The organism is Burkholderia arboris (assembly GCF_902499125.1).
Classification (GTDB): Bacteria; Pseudomonadota; Gammaproteobacteria; order Burkholderiales; family Burkholderiaceae; genus Burkholderia; species Burkholderia arboris.
Genome location: NZ_CABVPX010000006.1, coordinates 167,313 through 190,609, shown reverse-complemented (window position 1 = coordinate 190,609; position 23,297 = coordinate 167,313). Strand labels below are relative to the sequence as shown.

The window sequence follows — 23,297 nt, the reverse complement described above, 5'->3', positions numbered from 1 at the left end:
CGAGTCTCGGCCGGCACAACGCCGCAGCGGGCCGGCGGGGCGTGCGAGTTTGGTACGATGCACCCTTTTCAGCCGAGCTCCACCCGCGTGAATCGCCGAAACGTGTCGTCAGTGCGTGACTTTTGTGCCAGATGGGCCGCGCGCGCCCAACCCGTCGCGGCTGCCGCCGTCGCGCGGGTCAAGCCTCTCGCCGCCGCCGCGTGGCATCATGTCCGCCACCCGACGCGCCGCGGCGTGCTGCTCACGGCCGCCGCCGTGCCGACGCTGTTCGTCGTCTACGTGGTCGTGCTGATCCCGTTCACGCCGGGCATCGGCGACATCCGCAAGGCGCGCGTCGACCAGCCCGCGCAGGTGCTGTCCGCCGACGGCAAGCTGCTGGCCGAATTCAAGCCGTCGAACCGCGAGTGGGTGCCGCTCAAGCAGATCTCGCCGCACATGGTCGACGCGCTGATCGCGACCGAGGATCACCGCTTCTACGAACACCACGGCCTCGACTGGAAGCGCACGGCGTCGGCCGCGCTCCACACGTTCTCCGGCAGCCGCCAGGGCGGCTCGACGATCACGCAGCAGCTCGCGCGCAACCTGTATCCGGACGAGATCGGCCGCGCGCCGACGCTCACGCGCAAGGTGAAGGAAGCGATCACCGCGCTGAAGATCGAAGCGGTCTACAGCAAGGACCAGATCCTCGAGACCTACCTGAACACGGTGCCGTTCCTGTACAACGCGTACGGCGTCGAGATGGCCGCACGGACCTATTTCGACAAGTCGGCCGATGAGCTCGACGTGCTCGACAGCGCGACGCTCGTCGGGATGCTGAAGGGCAACAGCTACTACAACCCGGTGCTGAACCCCGAGCGCGCGCTGCAGCGGCGCAACACGGTGCTCGGCCAGATGGTGAAGTACGGCAAGCTGTCGCCCGCGCAGTTCGCGCAACTGCAGCGCCGGCCGCTGCGCATCGACTTCGAGCGCCAGAAGGAGCCGCCGGGGCCGGCGCCGCATTTCGCGCAGCAATTGCGCAAATGGCTGATCGCGTGGGCCGACCGTAACGACTACAACATCTACTCGGACGGGCTGATCGTGCGCACGACGATCGACTCGCGGCTGCAGCAGATGGCGACGCAGGCGCTCATGCTGCAGGGCAATCAGCTGCAGGGCATCGCGAACAACGCGTGGAGCGGCCGCGACGGCTGCGGCACCGACAACGAGGTGTTCCGCACCTTCATGCGCGAGTCGCCCGAGTACAAGGCCGCGCAGGATGCCGGCAAGGACGATGCGGCCGCGATGAAGCTGCTCGCGGCCGACCGCGGCTTCATGCGCGCGCTGTGCAAGGCGAAGACCGACGTGCAGGCCGGCTTCCTCGCGATCGATCCGCGTGACGGGCAAATCCGTGCATGGGTCGGCAGCCGCGATTTCACCAGCGAGCCGTTCGACCACGTCGCGCAGGCGCGGCGCCAGCCGGGCTCGACGTTCAAGCCGTTCGTCTATGGCGTCGCGTTCGCGAGCGGGATGAAGCCGGACGACACGTTCATCGACCAGCCGGTCGAGATTCCGCTGAAGGGCGGCGAGATCTGGCGGCCGAACGACGACGTGCCGCCGACCGGCAAGCCGATGACGCTGCGCGACGCGGTCGCGCTGTCGCGCAACCGGATCACCGCGCAGGTGATGGAAAAGGTCGGGCCTGGCGCCGTCGCGCGGCTCGCTCGCGACATGGGCGTGCGCGAAAGCCCGCTCGAACGCGTGCCGTCGCTGGCGCTGGGCACGAGCCCGGTCACGCTGAAGGAAATGGTCGCGTCGTACGCGACGATCGCGAACGGCGGGCTGTACGTCGAGCCGCAGATGGTGACACGCATCGAGAACCGCCAGGGCGAAGTACTCGCCGAGTACGCGCCGGCGCCGCCCGAGCGCGCGCTCGATGCCGAAACCGACAAGACGCTGCTGAGCGTGATGCGCGATGTCGTGACGCGCGGCACGGGCGGCAGCATCCGCACGCGTTTCGGGATCCGCGGCGACGTGGCCGGCAAGACGGGCACGACGCAGGACAACGCGGACGGCTGGTTCATCCTGATGCAGCCGGGCCTCGTCGCCGGCGCGTGGGTCGGCTTCGACGACGGCCGCGTGACGCTGCGCAGCGATTACTGGGGGCAGGGCGCGCACAGCGCGCTGCCGATCGTCGGTGATTTCTTCCAGCGCGCGCAGCGCGCCCGGATCGTCGACACGAAGGCGAAATTCGATACCGAGCCGTCGCCCGGCTGGTTCGCGTCGCTGCGCGAGCGCGTGACCGACCTGTTCGACACATGGTTCCCGCCCGAGCAGAAGAAGGCGCCTGCGCCGGTCAGGACGCAGCGTGTCGAGCGGCCGGCCGAGGCCGACGAAGGCTCGGCAGCGGCGGCTTCGGCCGCGTCGGCGCCCGAAGCCGCGTCCGGCGGCATGGTCGAGGAATGGGTGCCGGCGTCCGAAGTGGCCGCATCGGCCGCGGCCTTGTCGGCCGGCGCATCGCAACTGCAGCCCGCGCAGCCGCCGACGAGCGCCAGCGTGACGAGCGGGAGCAGCGCGGGCGCCGGTGCCGCGCCTTCCGCCTCACCGGTCCCGCCCCCCGCGCCGTCCGCTCCCGACGCGAGCGGCGCTTCGCAGTAACGAAGCCGTTCAGATTCTGCGCGATGCTGCCGTAATCAAGTTGTCACGACAGCTCGCGCGGTCGCTCCGCGCCTTTCCGATGCGGCTTCCCACCGACTACGTCGCGCTCGCGCGCGACGATCTCTCCGCCGGCATCCCGCTCGGCTTCGATCTCTACGATGCCGACGGCGCTGCGCTGATGCCGGCCGGCACGACACTGCGCGATGCCGCGCAGCACGCTTTCCTGTTCGACCATTTCCGCCCCGTACGCCGGCGCGAGGATGCCGACACCGATCCGCCCGGCGCGGCCGCGCCGGCCACGCGCATGGGCCTGTCGGTGGGCGCCGCGATCGGCATCCGCCGCCGGGTCGGCACGACCCGCGCATTGCAGCGCTGCCGGCTGATCGGCGTCGCTGCGTCGGGCGCGCTGTTCGTCGAACCGCAGCCGGCGGCCGTGCTCGAATTCACGCGCGGCGACGACGTCGAAGCGGTTGCGATCGGCCGTGCCGCGGTGTCCCGTTTCGGCGCAACCGTCGAGTTCGTGCAGGCGTCGGGCGGCGTGCCGTTCATGACCCTGTCGCCCCCCGGGTTCGTCGACCGGTTGCGTACGCGCGCGGAGCCGCGCGTGCCGGTGCGGATCGCGGCCTGCTGCAGCGGCGAAACGGCGGGAGCGGAACGCATCGGGATGGTGCACGACATCAGCCTGAGCGGGCTGTCGATTGCCGTCGACCGGCCGATCGCGGCAACCGGCGAGCCGTTGCGCGTGCTGCTGCCGTTCGAAGCGGACGGACGCGTCGAGCTGCTGGCGCTCGACGGCACGGTGCGGGCCGTCCATGCCGACCCGGCGCTGCCGGCGCTGACGCTGCATCACGCGGCGTTCGGCGAAACCGCTGCCGATGACCGGATCCGCCTCAAGGCATTGCTGTTCGACCGGCAGATGGCGCTGGCGGATACCGATTCCGTACGCTGACGGGCGGGCGGCGCGCGCCGGGTCACGCATTGCGGTATTCGGTGCGCGAACACCGGTAATCATCTGATGAATCGGCTTATTCCCGCGAGATTGTACGGTTTCCGTCAACAGTGAATTTGCGATTTAAGTATTTACCCTGATAGCCGAGACTCCTAGACTTCTACTCATGCGCAACGACCCCGAGTCCGAAGCGCCTGACAAAACAATCCTGGAGGTAACGCATCATGAAATCGCTGATCAAGGCAGTTGCACTGGCCGCTCTGGTGGCCGCACCGGTCGTCTCGTTCGCTCAATCGAACCAGCAGCCGCTGACGCGCGCACAAGTGCGCGCCGAACTGGTCCAGCTTGAAAAGGCCGGTTACAACCCGAACGACTGGATGAACTATCCGGAAAACATCCAGGCCGCCCAGGCCAAGATCGCCGCCGCGCAGAACGCCGGCGCGCAAGCCGACGCAACGGGTTACGGCGCGAATGCCGCCGCCACGTCGCAGTCCGGCCAGCGCGTGGTCGTGCCGGCCGCCGCCGATCGCTCGTCGGTGTACTTCGGCCACTAAGCAGATCGCTGCATCGAGGCCTTCGGAGTCGTAACCGGAGGCCGTATCGAAAAAGCCCGCACGCTGTCGCGTGCGGGCTTTTTTGCGCCGTCTTCATTGAGTGGCCCAGCGCACATCCCGATCCCTGGTTTCGACGTTTTAATACGGCCGGAAATTAATACCGAGCGACGGGGGGATCATGCGAGTGTCGGTGCTTGCCTGGAAACAGGCGTTCTTGTGGGTGTGTGCGTCGTTTTTCGTTGCGTGGTGGCCATCGAGCGCCGCGGCGGCGGTCACGGCTGCCTATTCGGACCTCGTGTCGGCAGACAGCGGCCAGTGCGTCGCGATCGCAGGCAACTCGGGCGCATCCGGCGCGGGCATCGTGCAGGTCTCGTGTGCGGGACAAGGCAACACGACGTGGTCGTTCGTGCCTGTCGGCGCCAACTATCGCATCGTGTTGCAAGGCAGCGGTCTGTGCCTGAACGTACCGGGCGGCTCGCGCACCAGCGGCACGCCGCTGATCCAGTATCCGTGTCAGGGCGACAGCCTGACCAATGACCAATGGACCATCACGGCCGTCGGGGCAAGCTACCGGATCGTGTCGGTCTCGAGCGGCATGTGCGTGAACGTCAATGGCGGCTCGCGCGCATCTGGCGCGCAGTTGATCCAGTATCCGTGCCAGGGCGCCAGCGCGCTGAACGATCAGTTCAACCTGTATCTACCCGTCGCTGCGTTCTCCAACATCGCGTCCGCGGGCAGCGGCCGTTGCCTGACGATCAGCGGCAACTCGACCGGGGCGGGCGCGGCGATCGTGCAAGGCGCGTGCTCGACCCAGAGCAATGCAGGCTGGTCGTTGCTGCCGGCCGGCAGCGGCTACCACGTCGTGTCCCAGCGCACCGGGCAATGCCTGAACGTGGCGGGCGGAGCCGGCGGGAGCGGAACGCCGGTGATCCAGTATCCATGCCAGGGCGATGCTCAGACGAACGACCAGTGGACCGTCGCAGCCGCGTCGGGCTCGTACTACCGGCTCATGTCGGTGGCGAGCGGAATGTGCCTGAACGTGAGCGGCGGGGCGCTGTCGGACGGCGCCGCGCTGATCCAGTACCCGTGCCAGGGCGCGGGTGCGCTGAACGACCAGTTTACGCTTGGCTTGCCGCAGAGTTTCCCGGTCACGCTGCCGTCCGCGTGGAGCGCCGTCATTCCGTTGCCGGTCAATCCGATCGGGATTGCGAACGTGCCGAACGGCAAGCTCGTGATGTGGTCGGCGGACCAGACCCTCAGCTTCCAGAATGACGTCGGCAGCAAGGCTACGCAGACGCAGACCGCGCTGTTCGATCCGGCGACGAACCGGGCAACGCAGTTCCTGGAGACATCCGCGGGCTCGGACATGTTCTGCCCGGGCACCGCGATGCTGTCCGACGGCAGGTTGCTCGTCAACGGCGGCGACAGCAGCCCGAAGACGACGCTGTACGACTGGAACAGCAACACGTGGAGTGCGTCGGCGACGATGAACATTCCGCGCGGCTATCAGGGCGACACGCTGCTGTCGAATGGCTCGGTGCTGACGCTCGGCGGTTCGTGGAGCGGTGGCCAGGGCGGCAAGAGCGCGGAGATCTGGAACGGCGGCAGCTGGACGGTGTTGCCCGGCGTACCGGAAACCGGCATCGTTGGCCCTGATCCGCAAGGCATCTACCGGGGCGACAACCACCTTTGGCTGTTTGCGCAGGGCAACGGCAGCGTGTTCCACGCCGGCCCCAGTGCGCAGATGAACTGGATCTCGACCACCGGCAGCGGCGCAATCCAGTCCGCCGGCACGCGCGGGACCGACCCGTACAGCATCAACGGCACCGCGTCGTTGTACGACATCGGCAAGATCCTGAAGGCTGGCGGCGCGAAGTCGTACCAGCAGAACGGCAGCGCGTCGACTTATGCGTCGAACGCGGTCTACGAGATCGACATCACGCGCGGGCCGAACCAGCCGGTTGCGGTGCAACGGCTGAACGGGATGACCTACCAGCGCGCGTTCGCGAACAGCGTGATCCTGCCGGACGGCAGCATCGTGATGATCGGCGGCCAGAGCTTGCCGATGCCGTTCACCGACACCACGGCGATCATGGTTCCGGAGATCTGGAGTCCGAAGACCCGGCGCTTCAACCTGCTGAAGCCGATGCAGACGCCGCGCACCTATCACAGCACCGCGATTCTGCTGCCGGACGGCCGTGTGTTCGCCGGCGGCGGAGGGCAGTGCGGCAGCGGCTGCGCGACCAATCACCTGAACGCCGAAATCCTCACACCGCCCTACCTGCTCAATGCGGACGGCTCGCCGGCCGCGCGGCCCGCGATCGCGAGCGCGCCTGCGGCGGCGACTCGCGGCGCGTCGATCGATGTCGCGACGCGCGGCCCGGTCGCGTCGTTCGTGCTGATGCGCCTGTCGTCGGTGACGCATACGACGAACAACGATCAGCGCCGCATTCCTCTGTCGATCGCGGCAGTGACCGGAACGTCGTACCGGCTCGCGATCCCGTCGGACGCGGGCGTCGTGCTGCCGGGCTATTACATGCTGTTCGCGCTCGATGCGAACGGCGTGCCGAGCGTATCGACGTCGCTGCAGATCTCGTGACGCCTCCGTCGCGATTCGGGCGGCGGATCGCCGCTTGCGTGGCGGCTGCCGGCATCGTCACGGCAATGTCCGGCGGGCGCGCTGCCGCGGCAGAGGACGTCACACGCGGCCACGCGCTTTTCGGCGGCGAGGCGCCGCTGCACGGGCGGCTGTCGACCCATCCGGACAGTCTGCCGCCGCGGGTGGTGCGCTGCGCGAACTGTCATGCGGCGGGCGCAGGGCCGGCCGTGCCGAACTCGCTTGCGCCGCGTCTCACGCCCGACGGGCTGACCGCGCTGCGCGCCCGGCGGGGCGGCCCGCCGACGCGCTACGATCGCGACGCCTTCTGCGCGCTGCTGCGCACCGGGCTCGATCCGGCCTATGTCCTGATCAACGTCGCGATGCCGCGCTACACGCTCAGCGAGCGCGACTGCACCGCGCTGTGGCGATATCTGAATGGAGGCGTGACGTGAGCACATTCGATGAGCGCGCCCGGCAACGACGCACGTGGCTGGCCGCGCTCGCACTGGCGGCGCTGCGGCCCGGCGCGGCGCGCGCCGCGCCGATCGTCGGCTATCACGGCGGGCGTGTCACGCCGTCGGTACCGGTGCCGGACGTGCCGGTGCGCACAGCGGACGGCCGCGCGACCCGCCTGCACACTTTGCTGAACGGCCGGGTGAGCGCATTGCAGCTGTTCTTCACGGGCTGTTCGTCGACCTGTCCGATCCAGGGAGCCGTGTTCCAGCGCGTGCAAGGGTTACTCGGTTCGAACCGACACCGCGACGTGCAGTTGCTGTCGCTCAGCATCAGCCCGCTCGAGGACACGCCCGCGCGGATGCGCGCGTGGCTCGCGCGCTTCCACGCGGGGCCGGGCTGGATCGCGGCCGCACCGGAGCTGCGGGATGTCGACGTGTTGCAGGCGTTGTTCGGCGGTGGTCTCACGGGACTGGACAATCACAGCACCCAGGTCCAGGTGATCGACCGGCGTGGCATGCTGATCTGGCGGACCTACGAATTGCCGTCGGCCGAATCGGTCGCGGACATCCTGCGGCGCGCATGACCGACGCGCCGGCTGACTGTCCGCCGTACGCGCTGGCATCGCGGACGGGGCGGTCGCGGTACGACGCGAGATTCGCGTCACGGCGGCGCGACGTCCGCCCTGCGGGCCCGGCTCGCGAGCACGGCGGCGACGCCGCCGAGGATCGCGGCCGACGCGAGCGCGAGCCGCCAGGTCGGCTGTTCCGACAAAAACAGCACGGCGCCGCATGCGGCGATCGGCGGCACCGACAACTGGACCGCCGCGGCGCGCATCGCGGTCAGGTACCGCAGCGCGGCGTACCAGATCACGTAGCCGATCCCGGAAGTCAGTGCGCCGGACAGCACGGCGAGCACGATGCCGGCCGGCGTCAGGTGAATGCGGGCGGCGAGCACGATGCTCAACGCGAGCGCCAGCGGCGCGGCCCGCATGAAATTGCCGGCGGTCGCCGCGACCGGATCGGTTGTCCGGCGGCCGCGTATCGAATAGATGCCCCACGCAATACCGGCGACCGTCATCAGCGCGGCGCCGCTCGGCGTCGGCGCGGCCAGCCCCGGCGAGACGAGATACAGCAGCCCGGCCAGCGCCGCGCCAAATCCGGCCCAGCCCAGGGGAGCGAACCGTTCGCCGCCGCGCCATCCCGCCGCGAACATCGTGAGTTGCACCGCGCCGAACAGGATCAGCGCCCCGGTGGCGGCGCTGACGGTCAGGTACGCGAACGAGAAGCACACGACGTACGCGAACAGCATCGCCGCCGCGGGCCAGTCCGCCGGCTGGGCGGGCCGCCGCGCACCTGCGCGCGCGACGAGCGCGAGCATCAGCGCGCCCGACACGAGGCGCACGCTGCCGAAACTGGCCGCGTCGATCCGTCCGGCCTGCAGCGCGAGCCGGCACAGCAGCGAATTCGATGCGAACGCAAGCATCGCGACCGACGTCAGCGCGGCGACGCGCACGCCCGGCCGCATGTTCGACGCGAGTGCGGAAGCGGGTGGGCGCATCGCGGGCTCACGCGTGGCCGGCGACGATCAGCACGGCCGCGCCGAACAGCGCGGCGCCGAGCGGCGCGGTGAGTTGCCGTCCCCACACGGCGTTCTTCTCGATGGCCATCAGCGCGGCGAGCGCCAGCATCCAGCCGAGGCTGCCGGCCCCGACGACGAACATCAGCAGCATCAGCGCCCAGCAGCACCCGACGCAGAACAGCCCGTGACTCGCGCCCAGCGCGAATGCGTGTCGCCACGGCGTGCGGCCGCGCCAGTGGCCGATCACGAAACCGAGCGGCGTTCGGCAGCGCTCGAGGCAGCGCGCCTTCAATCCGCTGAACTGAAACGCGCCGGCGAGCGCGAAGACGGCCGCGCCGATCAACCAGTCGCGCCACGCAAGCGCCGGCACGTGTGCGACACCGGTCAGCAGCAGCGCGTGCAGGCCGTGCGCGACGAGACCGAAGCCGCTCCATGCCGCGACGTAGCCGAGGCCGACGAGGGCGAGCAGCCACGTGCGGTCGGGGCGGCCCGACACGACGCGCGCGAATGTGTCGAACAGCGTCAGCGTCGTCGGCAGCATCATCGCGAGGATCATCAGCGTCCAGGCTGCTGCGTCGAACGCGGCCGGCAGCCACAGTGCCCCACCCGGCAGCGCGCGGCACAGCGTGCTGAACGGCAAGGACGACGCGTCGTCGCCGTGTTCGAGATAACGCCCGTACGGGCTGCGCGTCCACGCCCACAGCGTGACCCACGCAAACCCGACGAGGCTCGCGAGCACGAACGGAAACAGGCGCCGGTGCAACCGCGCGGCCATGGCCGTTTATGTACGATCGTGATTCATGCGTCGAACAGGAAGGTGCTCTGCAGCGCGTTGTGATCCTTCAGATCGACGTCGATGCCGATCGCCGCGTTCTTCGACCGGTAGACGGGCGCCTTGCCGACGAACACGGGGGCGCCGGGCACCGTCGAGAACACCGTGTCGGCCAGCGTCGTCTGCGCGCCGGTCGGGCCGAGATACGGCTCGAGTTCCGCGTGGTAGTCGGTGCCGATCGACAGCGTGCCGCGGGCGCCGACGACATCGAACGTGATCGGCGCGCGCTCGACCGACACGACCTTGCCGATCAGTTTCGCGAGCTCGGCGATCGGGCCGCCGGCCTGGCCCGTATAGACCTTGAGCAGCGCCTGTTCCTGCGCCTCCGACGCCGTGTCGCTGACGAAGATCGCGGCCGTCCAGTTGCCTTGCAGGATGTTGCCCGGCACGCGGCACACGGCGGCGATCGTGTTGCCGCCGACGTCGACGCCGTCGACGGTGCCCTTGTCGACATGCCAGGCGACGATGGTGTCGCAGACGCCGAAATCCGGATCTTCACCGATCCAGCACGGGCACAGTACGCGACAGTTGCAGACCTCGAGCAGACGGCCTTCCAGGTGATAGCTCATGATTTCCTCCAGGTGAGCGACGGCGCTTGCGCGTTGTGCTGGGCGGAGGAAACCGGCTGACGAAACGTCACGCCCGCTCGGCGTCGCGAACGCGAAATGCGCTGAGGAATGCGGCGGAAGCGAAGACGGGATGGATGCGATAGCGCGGCCTGAAACGGCGTATCGATTTTCCAGTGTAGGCGTGCGGGGCCGATATGCAAGGCGCCGGCTGACAACCGTTCGCGCGTGCGCTAGCATCGCGGACGGTGTCGCCGCGCGCCGAGGCGCGGCAGGGCAACCGGCCCGGCACCGGGTTCCACATTTCAACGAACAACAAGGAGCATCCATGCGTGTCTTGACCGGTCTGCTGTGCTCGCTGGCGCTGCTGGCGAACGTCGCCCATGCACAAGCGAATTGTGCGGACGCGACGGATCAGGCGACGATGACGGCGTGTGCCGATCGCGCGTACAAGAAATCCGACGGGGAGCTGAACCGGACCTACCAGGCCGTGACCGGGCGCCTGCGCGATGCGCGGCCGCTCGCGGACAAGCTCGTGAATGCGCAGCGCGCATGGATTGCGTACCGCGATGCCGAATGCAATTTCTCGAGCGCGAACGCAGAGGGCGGCAGCGTGTACCCGATGGTCGTATCGACCTGCCTCGATGATCTGACGAAAGCGCGCACCGAAACGCTGAAGGGCTATCTGTCCTGCGAGGAGGGCGACCTCGCGTGCCCGGTGCCCGCGAAGTAAAGGGCATGCGCGGGCCCGGCCGGGCCCGCGATACCGGGCTAGACGTCGTCCGTTTCGTCGAGCAGCTTGTGCCGCATCGCGTAACGCACCAGTGCCGCTTCGTGCGGCATCTGCATCTTTTCCAGGATCCGGGTCTTGTAGGTGCTGACCGTCTTCGCGCTCACGCATAGCGCGTTCGCGATCTCGGTCAGCGTCTGGCCGGCGGCGATGCGCCGGAACACGTCGAATTCCCGGTCGGACAGCCGCTGGTGCGGCAGCGTCTCGGCCGGCTCGTTCAGGCTCTGTGCGAACTGCTCGGCCATCGCGAGGCTCACGTAAACGCCACCCGCCGCCACCTTCGTGACCGCGCCGACCAGCTCCGCGCTCGCGCTTTCCTTCGTCAGGTAGCCGGACGCGCCCGCGCGGAACGCGCGCACCGCGTATTGCTGCTCCGCGTGCATCGTCAGCACGAGCACGCGCAGCGCGGGCTTCTCGTCCTTGATCTGCTTGATCAGTTCGACGCCGTTGCGGCCCGGCATCGACAGGTCGAGCACGAGCACCTGCGCGGGCGTCGCGCGCACGAGCGCGATCGTCGACGGGCCGTCGCAGGCTTCGCCGGCCACCTCGAATCCGGTGGCGTTCTGGAGAATGTGCCGCAGACCGTCGCGTACGAGCGTATGGTCGTCGGCGATGAGCACCTTGATCATGTGATGAGCGTTTCCTGTTGAACGGTGCTGAGCGGAAATGCAACGGTAATCGAAAAACCGCGCGCGAGCGCGGTGTCGATCGTCACGGTGCCGCCCAGCATGTGTGCGCGTTCGCGAATGCCGATCAGGCCGAACGATTTGTCCTCGTGGGCCGGACCGCCGGGCGCCGCGCCGCGGCCGTTGTCCGCGACGCGCAGCACGCAAAAGCCTTCCTCGATGTCGAGCCGCAGCGCCACGCGCGTCGCATCCGCATGGCGCGCGACGTTCGTCAGCGCTTCCTGGACGATGCGGAACAGCGTGGTCGCGCCTGCGCTGGTGAACGTGAGGCCGCCGGTTTCGATGTGGCGCTCGACATCGATGCCGTAGCGGTTCGTGAAATCGTTCGCGAGCCATTCGATCGCCGGCACGAGGCCGAGATCGTCGAGCATCACCGGCCGCAGGTCGGCCGCGATGCGCCGCACCGACGCGACCGTCGCGTCGATCAGCCGCCGCATGCCCTGCAGGTGCGACTGCACGCCTTCGCCGGGCTGCGCGTGGCCGGGCATGCGCAATTGCTGCTCGACGACCGACAGGTCCATCTTCAGCGCAGTGAGCTGTTGCCCGAGGTCGTCGTGCAGTTCGCGCGCGATGCGCGTCTTTTCCTCTTCGCGCACGTTCTGCAGGTTCGCCGACAGTTCGCGCAACTCCTCGCGCGACTGCTTCAGCGCGTTCTCGGCACGCAGCCGCTCGGTGATGTCGCGCAGCATCACCGTATAAAGCTTGCCCGACGCGTCGCGAATTTGCGAGATCGACGCCTCGATCGGAAACTCCTCGCCGTTCGCGCGCAGCCCGAACAGCACGCGCTGGCGGCCCATCTGCCGCTCGGACACGCCCGTCACGCCGAACTGGTCGACGTGCTTCGCGTGCGCGGCGCGGAACCGCTCGGGGATGAAGCGCGACAGCGGCGCACCGATCGCTTCCATCGCGGACACGCCGAACACCTGCTCGGCCATCGGATTGAAGATCACGACCGTCTGCTTCTCGTCGATCGTGATGATCGCTTCCATCGACGAACGGATGATGCCCATCATCCGCGCCTCGTTGAGGATGCCGCGGCTGCTCGCGCCGGCATCGGCGGCCGCGCCGGCGCGGCCGCGCACCAGCGCATGGACGAGCACCGCGAATGCGATCGACGCGATCAGCCCCGCGCCGAGCACGGTGCCGGCCGCGCGCTGCGCGCCGGTCGCGCTCGGGCGGCCGTCGGCGGAATAGGCGAGCGTCAGCACGGTGCCGCCGAAATTCAGCACGTCGGTGCGCCGCAGCAGGTCGGGCGATGCCGACGCCTCGTCGGTCGTCGTCTCGAGGCTGCCGATTACGCGCGAATCGCCGCCTGCGGTCATCCACAGGTCGATCCCGCGTTCCGCGTCGAGCGCGCGCTCCACCAGCCGCCGCGGGCTCAGCGCCGCGAACAGCACGCCGTCGGCACCGGCCTCGCGCGTGCCGGACGGCGTGGCGGCCGCGCGCGGCGACGTGGTCACGGGCAGGAACAGCGTAAGGGTGCGTGCGTCGCGCGAGGTATCGTCGTCGACCGGGTGGACGCCGAGCGCGATGTCGCTGGTCTGCAGCGCGCGCGTCAGCGGCGCCGCGTCGGACGCGCCGAAGCGGACGACCGGCGAGTTCGACGCGGGCGCGCTGAGCGCCGCGGCCGCGAGCGGACCGGGCGGCAACGGCTTCGCGCCGGCGAGGGCGCTGCGGGTGGCGGGCGACAGCGGTGCATAGCCGATCTGACGGACCGGCGAGCGGCCGCTGTCGAGATCGAGCGTCTCCGCATAGCGGCGCCATTGCTCGGGCGTCATATCCGGGACGAGGCCGAACGCGCCGCGCGCGCCTTCGAGCACGGCGACGCCGGCCTGCAACTCGTGGCGCAGCATCGCGGTCACGTGCGTCGTGCGGCGTTCGAAACGCGTACGGACGGCGCCTTGCCACTGCTCGCGCACCAGCAGCGCGACGCCGAGCGACAGCACGGCGCCGGCGCACAGCGCAACGACGCCGGCCGCGAGCGGCTGGCGTAACATGATCTGGAGGCGCGTGGGCCCTCGGGCGTCACGCGTCGGGGTTCCACTGGCGGTCATTCGATGGCCATTCTGTTGTTCGGGCTGCCCGGGGCACTCGGGCAGCGCGGCAAAACCGGGGAAAACTCGCACCGGCTGCGTGCAACGACTATTTTCAAGATGAAATTGTGCGCGTTTTACACTTTTTTTGTAATGGGGTCAGCAGAAATTGCGGCAAATGGCGTGAAGCAGCGGGCGCGCCGGCCGCGCTTGACGCGCATCAACGCGCGCGTCGGCACGTGGGGCAGACTGTTCGGCAGGCGAGCCGGCATCGGGCCGGCTTGCGGTAACGGGCACGCGTGGCGCCAGGCGCGACGCGTGCCCGGTCGGAGGGACGGACCATGTACAAGCGGATTTTCGTCGGGCTCGACGGCAGCCCGAGCGCGCGTCTCGCGCTGAACGAGGCGATCCGGATCGCGGCGGCGTCCGGCGGTGAAGTGACCTGCGCGTATGTTGTCGAACATCGGCCGCAACTCGTCGATGTGGACGCAGGTTTCGCGGCCGAGCGCGACGGCGATGCGGCCGCGACCGATGCCGCGACGCCGGTGCTCGACGATGCGAAAGCGGTGCTCGCGCAGCAGCATGTGCAGGGCACCGTGCGCGCGCTCGATGCGTACGGCGAGGACATCGCGACGGTGCTGATGCGCACGGCGGCCGAAGCCGACGCCGACCTGATCGTGATGGGCACCAGCGGGCGGCACGGCCTGCGCCGGCTGTTGCTCGGCAGCGTCGCGGAATCGCTGCTGCGGGCGGCCGACCGGCCCGTGTTGCTGGTGCGGCACGGCGAGCCGGGCGCGACGGCGGCCGCGTAGCCGTACGCGGTACGCGTCGATGCATGCACTGCCCGAGCAGGACGCAGCTGTATGCATTTGTGCCGCACATCTGCCCGATGAAACACGCGAAGCGCTGGCCGGCGCTTCGCGCGCAAGCGCGGCTGTCGCCGCTGTCGCAGCGCGCCGGAAGCGGGCGCCGCGCACCCGCCCGCAGGACCGGGATTGCACGCGCGAGGTTGCATCCCTGCATGCAGTTCTGGCAGCATCGACCGGTGTCCGCTTGTTCGCCGCGTGCATGGCCGCGGCGATCGACGCAGGGGCATCCGGCTGGAACCGGTCGCACGGGTAATGAACCGGGCCGGCCGCCGGATGCCGGTTTCCTACCTTACCGACGTCATCCGCCATGCCGATTTCCGCCACCGACCTGATTCGCCAGTTCGACCTGCAGCCGCATCCCGAAGGCGGCTATTTCCGTGAAACCTACCGCGCGGCCGATCCGGTCGTGCGTCCGGCCGACGGCGCGCCACGCGCTGCGTCGACCGCGATCTACTACCTGTTGTGCGACGGCGCGTATTCGTCGTGGCACCGGATCCGTTCCGACGAAGTCTGGCATTTCTACGCGGGCGACCCGATCGAAGTGTGGGTGCTCGACGAGCGCGACGGGCTGACGATCCACCGGCTCGGCAACCCGCTCACGCATCCGGGCACCGTGTTCCAGGCGGTCGTGCCGGCCGGCAGCTGGTTCGGTGCGCGTTGCGCGTCGCCGGAGCATGTTGCGCTCGTCGGCTGCACGGTTGCGCCGGGGTTCGAGTTCTCGGAATTCGAGCTGGCGGATGCGGCCGCGCTGGCCGCCGCGTTTCCCGACTACGCGGAGCATGTCGCCCGGCTCGCGCCGCGTCCCGACGTGTGACTGTCACGGAAGTGCCGCCATCGGCGCAAAGCCCGCGCCGATGGCCGGTGTTCCGCGCGATCGCGGCCAAACCCGTTTAGAATGCGCGTGATGCACCGGTCGGTCGCGGACGTGCCGCGGCGGCCGTTGCGCAGCCGTCCGACGGCCTCGTCGCGCGGCCCGCATGTCTTCCAGGAGCGCCGCCGTGTGGCACTTTCCGATTGCTATTCCATCGTCGCTCGGCCCATGGGCCGTGTTCGCGAGCGTGTTGATCACGCAGCTCGGCGTGCCGGTGCCGGCCGTACCGATGCTGATTCTCGGCGGCACGATGGCGGCAATGGGGCAGGCATCCTGGGTCAGCATGTTCGCGGCGGCGATCGGCGCGACGATGCTGGCCGATTCGCTGTGGTTCTTCATGGGCCGCACGCGCGGCCGGCGCCTGCTGAATGGCCTCGTGCGCTTCTCGCTGTCGCTCGACACGACGCTGCGCTTTGCCCGTAACGTATTCGAAAGGTATGGCGCACCGCTGCTCGTGCTGTCCAAATTCCTGCCCGGCCTCGGCCTCGTGTCGGCGCCGCTGCTCGGCACGACAGCGATCGGCGTCGGCGTGTTCCTGTTCTGGGATCTGGCTGGCGCGTCGCTGTGGGCTGCGTTCTGGCTGGTCGGCGGCGCGGCCATTCACGACCAGATCGTCCAGTTCGTGCTGTGGGTGCGCGCGAGCGGCGGCACGATCCTCGACGCGTTCCTCGCGATCTTCATCACGTTCCTGCTGTACCGCTGGGTGCGCCGCGTGCAGTTCCGCCGCTATCTCGCGCAGGTGCGCATCTCGCCGCCGCAGCTCGTCGAGATGATGACGTCGGACGAACCGCCGCTGATCTTCGACGCGCGGCCGAAAGCGATCCGCGAGCGCGAGCCGTACCGGATCGCCGGCGCGGTGCCGGTCGATCTCGATTCGCCGGACCTGCTCGATCCGGAATTGCTGAAACGGCCGATCGTCGTCTATTGCGTGTGTCCGAACGAAGCCACGGCCAAGCGCCTGATCGCGAAGATGCAGCGCAAGAAGATGATCCACAACATCCGCGCGCTGAAGGGCGGCCTCGATGCGTGGGAAAAGCACGGCTTCCCGGTCGAACCGATGCCGGCCGATCTCGATGCATCGCGTTATTTCGTGCGGCCGGATCACGGTGCGCTCGAAGGCGAATATACGGTGCGGGCGACGTTGTCCAAGTGACGCTCGAAAAGGTCATTTCTCACGCCCGAGCGCGTGCCGTGTTGCCCCCACGCCCCCTCGATTAACGACTTCATAACCCGCATCGCCGCATCCGGACAGATCGCCGCGCGCCTTTCAGGCGGCAACAATAGCGACCTGACCCGCGACGTCATTTCCCGCAGTTGGTTAGCGGGCAGCGCAGACAGGGTTTTCAGTTGTTCACAAAGTTCACACGCTTGCGGATTATCTTGCGCGACGCCGGTGAGCCTTTATCCAGTCGTTTTCCCGGGCGGATCACCCGCTGAAGTTGCGTCTCGCCATTGACTGCGCCGATTTTCATTCTTGCAGTCATTGAGTATCGTAGACGGCGAAAAGGTGTTGCCGGTATTGCGTTGGGCGTTCGACCTTCGGCCTGATATGGCGTTGCCAATTTGTCGATCGATGATTTGATCGTTGCTCGCGTTAATGCTGAAAGTAGACCCCGCGCAAATTCTTGGTGACAGCGACGTGTAAATGATTGCCTGACGTTCGTCGCTTGAGTTTCATTAATCTGAGATAAACTCGCGCAAGAGCGACTTTACGTCGCCACCGGCTGACCGTCTGTTTTTGTGTCGCTGTCGTGACGGTCGAACCTGAGAGAGAAAACGACAATGGATATCAGACCGTCCGCACTCGGGGACCTGGCATCGCGCGACCTCCGTGAGGCGATCAACAGGGGCGTTTTGCAGCAGGGGCGTCTGTTGATGCTCGATACGCCACTTGGCAAGAACACGCTGGTGCCATTACGGGCACGCGGATCGGCCAGAATCGGGCGCGATTATTCGTATACGATCGACGTTGCGTCGACACGCGACGATACTGCGCTGCTGTCGCTGATGCACCAGCCCGTTACGCTGCAGATTCAGCAGGTCACTGCGCCCTTTGCCGTTCCCGTTTATCGTCCGGTCCATGGTTTCGTGCATCGGGTCGCCTATCTGGGCGGAAACGGTGGACTTTCGACGTACCAGATCGAGTTTTCGTCGGCGCTGGTCTTCCTTGAAAAAACCCACAACGAAGAAGGCTGGCTCGAGAAAGACGCCCGGGAAATCATTTCCGACGTGCTCGATCGGTATCCACAATTGCGCGGGCAGTATCGTTTCGCACTGTCGTCCGATCCCGCCAAGCGTTCATGGTGCAGGCAGAGCGAATCCGATCTTCACTTCGTGAACCGTTTGGCTGAGGCCGAGGGTTGGTATTTCTACTGGCTCCACGAAAGCGGTGACACACCCAAGACGACGCTCGTCGTCGTGGACCGCGTCTCGACACTGCCTGAAGCAAAGCCGGTCGAATTTATCCGCGCAAACGACAGCAACGAGTCCGACGGTTTCGCCCATTGGGCCGCCGTGCAGACGATGCAGAGCACGCGATACATGTCACGTGCGTTTGACTACAAGCGGCCCGCTTCCGATTTTCAGGTTGAGAGTGCACTCGCCGCGACAAGTTTTGTTGTGGACGAGCCTCGTCAGAACGCCGAGCAAAGCGTTCCTGACGCGCCGATGACGGTTTATGAATCGACGGCCTACGGATATTCCAGCTCGGACACGGGTGAGGCGCGCGCGAGGCGGCGCGTGCAGGTATGGGATGCGCGTGCAAGCCGATATTTCGGTGTAGGCGGCGTGCGTTGGCTCGATGCCGGTTCGAGGTTTGTGTTGAACGGACATCCCCGTCACGGAGACGGCGACGCGAAGAAACGGGAGTTTCTGACCGTTGAGGCGCGCTGGTACATCGAGAACAACGTGCCGGTCGGCCAACAGATCGTCGAGTTTCCGCAAAGTCTTCGCGCAACGCTCGCCGAACAGCAGGCAATTCACCACGAGCGATTCAATACACCCGGACATGAGGCCGATGGCTCGGCAGGATTTTTCGTGCTTGAAGTCGAGGCGCAGCCCGCGACGGTCGAATACCGGAGCCCGCTGGATCATCCCAAGCCGGTCATGGCCATCGAACATGCGCTCGTCGTGACGCCGGACGGTGCGGAAGCGTGGACGAACGACCGGAACCAGATCAGGGTGCATTTCGCGTGGGATCACAAGAATCCGGCGGACACCTTCAATTCGTCGCCATTGCTGTCGTCGCTTCAATCCGATACGGGCAATGGTTACGGCGCGGTTCACGTTCCAAGAGCGCGCGAATGGGTCATCGTCGGCTACTGGAACGGTGACTGCGACAAGCCGTTCGTATTGGGGCGTATCAATGGCGGCACGACGCCGTCTCAATGGCATTCAAATGCGTTGATGTCCGGGTTCCAGTCGGAGGGGTTCGGCAAGACCGGCGCCTACAACTCGCTTGTCCATGACGATTCCACGAATCAAAGCGGGACGCGGCTGGTCAGCTATACCGGCAAAAGCTATGCGGCCCTGACGCAGGGCTACCTGATCAAGCACGACGGCAACACGCGTGGCCAGTATCTGGGTGCCGGTTTCATCCTGCACGCTGACGAGTTCGGTGCGGTTCGTGCCAGCAAGGGATTGTCCATCAGCGCCCATTCGAAAGCCTACGACGACGAACAAATGGGCGTGGAAGAGGCGCGATCGCGGTTGCAGCAGGCGGAGATGCTGATCGAATCGCTGTCTAGCGCAAGCACGACCGCTCAGGCGGAATCGCTGCAAACCGGACAGGACGCGCTCAAGACGCTGTCGAAGGATATCCGGCACCCGGTGTCGGGAGATACGTCAGGCGGGATAACGGCGGGCGGTGGCACCGGCAGCGCCAACGGATTTGCGCAACCGAACATCCTGGTATCGACGCCGAAAGACATTGCACTGGTCGCGGACAACTCGGCGCATATCGTGGCGGAGAAAGAGGTCAACGTCGTCAGTAACGAGAATACGTATGTTGCAACGGGGAAGTCGCTCGTTGTGGCGGCCGCGGAAAAGGTCAGCTTCTTCGCGCAGAAACTGGGGGCATTCTTCGTCACGGCGAAAGGTCCGATCAAGCTCTCGGCCAATACGGACGACGTGAACGTCAACGCGGGCAAAGACGTGACCGTGAAGGCCAAGCGCATTGTGCTCGATGCCGATGAAATCATCGTCAAGGCGGGTGGCTCGTACACGAGATGGGTGGCGGCGGGTATCGAAGACGGCACGCAAGGTCCGCGCACGATCAAATCGGCGTCGCTCAGCCGTCAGGGGCCGAGTTCGATTGCGCAGCACATGAACAGCCTGCCGCAGACCAAATTCAACGATCCGTACGTGCTGCGCGATCGTATCTCCGGCGAAGTGCTGAAAAACCACCCGTACGAATTGATTCGCGGAGACGGCACGCGCCTGACCGGGATGACGAACGAACTGGGGCATGTGGCCGAACAGAAGAGCGAGGATATCGAGAAGCTGGCGGTGCGTGCATTGCGGCCGAAACCGAACGGCCCTGCGGCGTGAATCCGATAAACGATGCGCGAATTTGAAGAACGACAATGAGCGATAACACAAATCAATCCGGGGGCGGCTCGCCGTTCAGCGACGCCGAGCAAGACGTCGTGCGGCAAGTAGGGCGCACGGACAAGGACGGCGCATCAACCGGGCATTTCACGCTGACGCCCGCCGACGACACGCGGAGCAAGGAATTGCTGTGCGACGTACGGCCGATCATTCCGGTGATCTTCCTGCCAGGCGTGATGGGTTCGCCGTTGGTCAACAAGGATACCGGCGACGAAATGTTTTTCGCGCCGAACACGGACGGGATACTCGGGAAGGCTGGCGCATTGCCGGCGCTGATCGGCATGTGGTTCAAGGGCGCGTCCACGCGGGAAAAGCAGTTCGACCCGACGCTGGCCGCAGTGACTCCGTTTGGCCCGATTCGCGCCGGCAAGCTCCAGAAGGACGACAAGGAAGACCAGTATGTAGACGAGGCAGAGGCGCGTCGACGCGGCTGGGGTTCAGTGTACCGATCGAGCTATCAACCAATGCTGGCGTGGCTGGAGGAACAGCTGAACGAGCCCATGCACCTGGGGGAGACCAAGGGCGCATGGGTCGAATCCGACCCAGACGGCAAAAAGTGGACGCTCAAGCCCGTCCTGGGCACCGAACCGGCAGAATACGGGGCAACCGATGCCGGTGCCCAACACCGAGGACATGCACTCACGAAAGACTCGGAGGCGTTCAAGAAGTTCATGAAATACCGGTATCGGGTCTATGCGATCGGCTACAACTGGCTGCAATCGAACGAGAAGTCGGCACAGGACGTGATCAAGGGACAGGATTTCAAGGACAAGAAGACCGGCAAGACGGCACGGCTGATGGGGATCACGGAGATCATCGCGGAGAACGACAGCGGCAAGGCGATCATCCTCACGCACTCGATGGGCGGGCTGGTCGCACGGATGGCGATCGCGATGCACGGTGCGGCGGACCTGATGCACGGTGTGTTCCACAACGTGCTGCCGGCGACCGGCGCGCCGATCGCGGCCAAGCGGTTCCGAACCGGTGGCGGCAGCGAGGGCGGAATAGACGGCTTCATCAATGGCGCCCTGCTCGGCAGCAACGCGGACGAGTTCGTGGCGGTGGCCGCGAACGCGCCGGGGGCACTCGAACTGTTGCCGATGCCGGATTACCACAACGGGGAGGCGTGGTGGATCTTTTCGCGGCTCGACGGCACTCCGGTTATGAAATTTCCGAAGGAAGGGAGTGCATACAAGGAGATTTATGCCAATACCAAATGGTACGGATTGGTGCCGGACGAATCAGTATCGCTACTCGATCCGAAAGGAATCGTGAAAAAGCGGCTGGACGATTTGGGACGTGGCGATACGGTTCTAAGTAATTTCAAAACGTTGATGGGAGACGTCGTTACGGTAAATCAAAATAATATAAAAAATAAATACCATGACAGGACTTACATCTCCTACGGCGACGGCGCTTTGCTGCCTAAAGAGCAAGCTACCTCAAGCAATGAGTCAAGCAAACCTGCGATCGAGAATGGCAAGAAGCTCGACGAACTGTTGGCATGGGGTACGGTGATCTGGAAGGGCAACGTGCCGGCCAGCGTGACGGAGGAAGAGTTGCGCGCTGCACGGTTCCTCGGCGAGAAACACGACGATTCTCACACCGGGACGCTGCGCGTTCACCTAGACTCGCACAACGTTACGGTCGAATTCGAGGTGCAGAAGGTGGCGAAGCTGCCGCCGGGCAGCGACGCTCCCGATCCCAAAAAAAATGGCATCGTGCCGGGTGATGGTACGGTGCCAGTCTGGTCAGCGGAAGCCCCTGCGCACGGCGTTGAGGGTGGCGCAGCCCACGGCGTGCAAATGGTATTTGACCAAGGAGGCTATGTGCATCAGGAAAGCTATAACCATCCGTGGGCGCGCTGGGCGCTCCTCTACAGCATCGTGCAAATCGCGCAAGATGCCCCGGAGCCGAAATGTTGACGAGAATTGGCCGACTCCTGTTCTTAATGATGGGCGTGTGCGCCTGTTCGATGACCTTTTCAGTGGAACCAACGATGACGAATCCCTTGTTGTCCAAGCCACGCCCGTGGTGCATCGGCCGCTTTGTTTTCGGCCGGCCTGCAGCAAGCGAAATCTCGAATCAGCGGTACGCGTTTCGAGGAGAGAAACTGGAGACGCAACACAATGCGTCAATTACCACATATCGAGCAAAAATAGGCGATTTGGAAAAATCCCTGATCACAAACAAGCGTATCGATCCGAGCGACAATAATAAACCGACGAATCATTCCTGGCTGGAAGCGGAGGTTTCGCCACGAGGCGACTCCAAAGCTTTTGTTTATCAGATGTCACACACCGATGGAATAAAGCTGTCGTTTAAATCTGAGGGTTTCGTTTTTGACGGCGAGGAAATATTTCATACAACCGGATCATTTGGCCCGGATGCATTGAGTAAATTCAAGGGGTTTTATACTGATCTCTATCCGCGCATCAAGTCGCGCGACAACTGGTCGGTTCCAACCGAATCGGGCTTCTGCTTCGATGGCGGAATCGTCACGGGGTCTTCAACCTATCCTGAAGAAGCCAGCCAGTCGTTCGCGCTGATGCCGGGACGGCCGGCATTACTCGTGATCCAGATGCGCAAATCGATGAGCGAGGACCAAGGTCAACCATTGACCAAGACGCTTCCTGAACTGCGCGCGAAGATGGATCAGGTATCGAGCGGCAGCTACCGAATCCTGCGACAAGGCAAACGCACGGTGGCCGGGATGGATGCCGAAGAAGTGCTGTTCGCGCTGAAGGAAGGCGAGATCACGTCCTACCGCTTCTACCTGCTCGCGCCGGGCGATCCGAGCACGTTGGCAAAGCCGCACACGGCCATTCAGTTGCTGCTCGGTGCGAGCAGTCCTGATTTGAAGCCTGACGAAGCGACGTCCCCGGTGGACGAAACTGGCGCCCTGCAAACGTGGGACACGCTGCTGAACAGCCTGCGACTCCGTCCTGGCGCGGTGTGAGCGAGGGCGCCATGCGACGCTACGACATTGTGAAAGGCGACACGACGACGGTCGGTGGCATCGTGCAGGGCGGTGACGGACAGGACGTGCTCCACGGTCGCGAACAAGCGTATGAACACGATCCGGTGTGGTGCCCGGTGTGCAAGACACTCGGCGTGATCGTGTGCGACGGCCCACGTCATTCGAGCACCGGGCCGGATGGCCGGCAGTCGGCGCTAAGCGACGATCTCTGTCGGTGCGCATGTCCGACGCCGCCAAAGCTGGTGGCGTCGCAATCGGTCTCCTGTATCGAGATCTGAACCTCCGAAGGCGC

20 protein-coding genes are annotated in these 23,297 nt (G+C 66.0%); 14 read left to right on the top strand and 6 right to left on the bottom strand.

The features are described 5' to 3' along the window. The first annotated feature begins 57 nt into the window (after positions 1 to 57). The 6 genes from BLA15945_RS09945 to BLA15945_RS09920 all read left to right on the top strand — a co-directional run bounded on the left by BLA15945_RS09945 (position 58) and on the right by BLA15945_RS09920 (position 7,775). The gene (locus tag BLA15945_RS09945; RefSeq protein ID WP_174992212.1) at positions 58 to 2,634 is read left to right on the top strand and encodes a penicillin-binding protein 1A; all 2,577 of its coding nucleotides are present in this window, start codon (positions 58 to 60) and stop codon (positions 2,632 to 2,634) included. 79 nt (positions 2,635 to 2,713) lie between these two features. Further along, positions 2,714 to 3,583 (top strand): PilZ domain-containing protein, encoded by an 870-nt coding sequence (locus tag BLA15945_RS09940; protein ID WP_174992211.1) that lies wholly within the window; start codon positions 2,714 to 2,716, stop codon positions 3,581 to 3,583. 224 nt (positions 3,584 to 3,807) lie between these two features. Next, positions 3,808 to 4,137, top strand: a complete 330-nt coding sequence (locus BLA15945_RS09935; protein ID WP_174992210.1) for a DUF4148 domain-containing protein — start codon at positions 3,808 to 3,810, stop codon at positions 4,135 to 4,137. 190 nt (positions 4,138 to 4,327) lie between these two features. Further along, positions 4,328 to 6,736, top strand: coding sequence for a ricin-type beta-trefoil lectin domain protein (locus BLA15945_RS09930; RefSeq protein ID WP_407045094.1), 2,409 nt, complete (start codon positions 4,328 to 4,330; stop codon positions 6,734 to 6,736). A 26-nt stretch (positions 6,737 to 6,762) separates the two neighbouring features. Next, positions 6,763 to 7,188 carry a hypothetical protein gene (locus tag BLA15945_RS09925; RefSeq protein ID WP_233464171.1) on the top strand — a complete coding sequence of 142 codons (426 nt, stop codon included), beginning with the start codon at positions 6,763 to 6,765 and terminating at the stop codon, positions 7,186 to 7,188. Beyond that, entirely contained in the window at positions 7,185 to 7,775 is a 591-nt protein-coding gene (locus BLA15945_RS09920) for an SCO family protein (protein WP_059240609.1), read from the top strand. Before BLA15945_RS09925 ends, BLA15945_RS09920 begins: the two co-directional genes overlap by 4 nt. Before the next feature lie 77 nt (positions 7,776 to 7,852). Here the strand turns inward: BLA15945_RS09920 and BLA15945_RS09915 are convergent, their stop codons facing one another. The 3 genes from BLA15945_RS09915 to BLA15945_RS09905 are packed head-to-tail and all read right to left on the bottom strand — an operon-like array spanning position 7,853 to position 10,171. Then, the gene (locus tag BLA15945_RS09915) at positions 7,853 to 8,749 is read right to left on the bottom strand and encodes a DMT family transporter (protein ID WP_059240608.1); all 897 of its coding nucleotides are present in this window, start codon (positions 8,747 to 8,749) and stop codon (positions 7,853 to 7,855) included. Between the two features lie 7 nt (positions 8,750 to 8,756). Continuing rightward, positions 8,757 to 9,545: a DUF2182 domain-containing protein gene (locus tag BLA15945_RS09910; RefSeq protein WP_174992208.1), complete on the bottom strand. Its 789-nt coding sequence runs from the start codon at positions 9,543 to 9,545 to the stop codon at positions 8,757 to 8,759. A 23-nt stretch (positions 9,546 to 9,568) separates the two neighbouring features. Beyond that, entirely contained in the window at positions 9,569 to 10,171 is a 603-nt protein-coding gene (locus BLA15945_RS09905; RefSeq protein ID WP_059240606.1) for a DUF1326 domain-containing protein, read from the bottom strand. A gap of 325 nt (positions 10,172 to 10,496) precedes the next feature. On the opposite strand from BLA15945_RS09905, the gene BLA15945_RS09900 reads away from it, so the two are divergent. Beyond that, entirely contained in the window at positions 10,497 to 10,901 is a 405-nt protein-coding gene (locus tag BLA15945_RS09900; protein WP_059240605.1) for a lysozyme inhibitor LprI family protein, read from the top strand. Positions 10,902 to 10,939: 38 nt separating this feature from the next. Here BLA15945_RS09900 and BLA15945_RS09895 read toward each other — a convergent pair whose 3' ends face one another. Both BLA15945_RS09895 and BLA15945_RS09890 read right to left on the bottom strand, forming a co-directional pair. Further along, entirely contained in the window at positions 10,940 to 11,587 is a 648-nt protein-coding gene (locus BLA15945_RS09895; RefSeq protein WP_059240604.1) for a response regulator, read from the bottom strand. Next, positions 11,584 to 13,698 (bottom strand): PAS domain S-box protein, encoded by a 2,115-nt coding sequence (locus BLA15945_RS09890; RefSeq protein WP_174992207.1) that lies wholly within the window; start codon positions 13,696 to 13,698, stop codon positions 11,584 to 11,586. The genes BLA15945_RS09895 and BLA15945_RS09890 overlap by 4 nt, the downstream gene beginning before the upstream one ends. A gap of 320 nt (positions 13,699 to 14,018) precedes the next feature. Between BLA15945_RS09890 and BLA15945_RS09885 the strand changes: the two genes are divergently transcribed. The 3 genes from BLA15945_RS09885 (at position 14,019) to BLA15945_RS09875 (ending at position 16,570) form a co-directional block, all read left to right on the top strand. Beyond that, the gene (locus tag BLA15945_RS09885; protein WP_174992206.1) at positions 14,019 to 14,489 is read left to right on the top strand and encodes a universal stress protein; all 471 of its coding nucleotides are present in this window, start codon (positions 14,019 to 14,021) and stop codon (positions 14,487 to 14,489) included. 364 nt (positions 14,490 to 14,853) lie between these two features. Next, entirely contained in the window at positions 14,854 to 15,360 is a 507-nt protein-coding gene (locus BLA15945_RS09880) for a cupin domain-containing protein (protein WP_174992205.1), read from the top strand. Positions 15,361 to 15,544: 184 nt separating this feature from the next. Then, positions 15,545 to 16,570, top strand: a complete 1,026-nt coding sequence (locus BLA15945_RS09875) for a DedA family protein/thiosulfate sulfurtransferase GlpE (protein ID WP_059240600.1) — start codon at positions 15,545 to 15,547, stop codon at positions 16,568 to 16,570. 190 nt (positions 16,571 to 16,760) lie between these two features. Here the strand turns inward: BLA15945_RS09875 and BLA15945_RS09870 are convergent, their stop codons facing one another. Beyond that, a complete protein-coding gene (locus BLA15945_RS09870; RefSeq protein ID WP_174992204.1) occupies positions 16,761 to 16,901 on the bottom strand; it encodes a hypothetical protein in 141 nt (46 codons plus the stop codon). Positions 16,902 to 17,199: 298 nt separating this feature from the next. Between BLA15945_RS09870 and BLA15945_RS09865 the strand changes: the two genes are divergently transcribed. From BLA15945_RS09865 to BLA15945_RS09850, 4 genes are all read left to right on the top strand, one after another. Then, a complete protein-coding gene (locus BLA15945_RS09865) occupies positions 17,200 to 19,965 on the top strand; it encodes a type VI secretion system Vgr family protein (protein ID WP_174992203.1) in 2,766 nt (921 codons plus the stop codon). A 35-nt stretch (positions 19,966 to 20,000) separates the two neighbouring features. After that, entirely contained in the window at positions 20,001 to 21,950 is a 1,950-nt protein-coding gene (locus BLA15945_RS09860) for an esterase/lipase family protein (RefSeq protein WP_174992202.1), read from the top strand. A 74-nt stretch (positions 21,951 to 22,024) separates the two neighbouring features. Beyond that, positions 22,025 to 22,984 (top strand): T6SS immunity protein Tli4 family protein, encoded by a 960-nt coding sequence (locus tag BLA15945_RS09855; RefSeq protein ID WP_174992201.1) that lies wholly within the window; start codon positions 22,025 to 22,027, stop codon positions 22,982 to 22,984. An 11-nt stretch (positions 22,985 to 22,995) separates the two neighbouring features. Then, positions 22,996 to 23,283 carry a PAAR domain-containing protein gene (locus BLA15945_RS09850; RefSeq protein WP_059240597.1) on the top strand — a complete coding sequence of 96 codons (288 nt, stop codon included), beginning with the start codon at positions 22,996 to 22,998 and terminating at the stop codon, positions 23,281 to 23,283. The last annotated feature ends 14 nt before the right edge of the window (positions 23,284 to 23,297 follow it).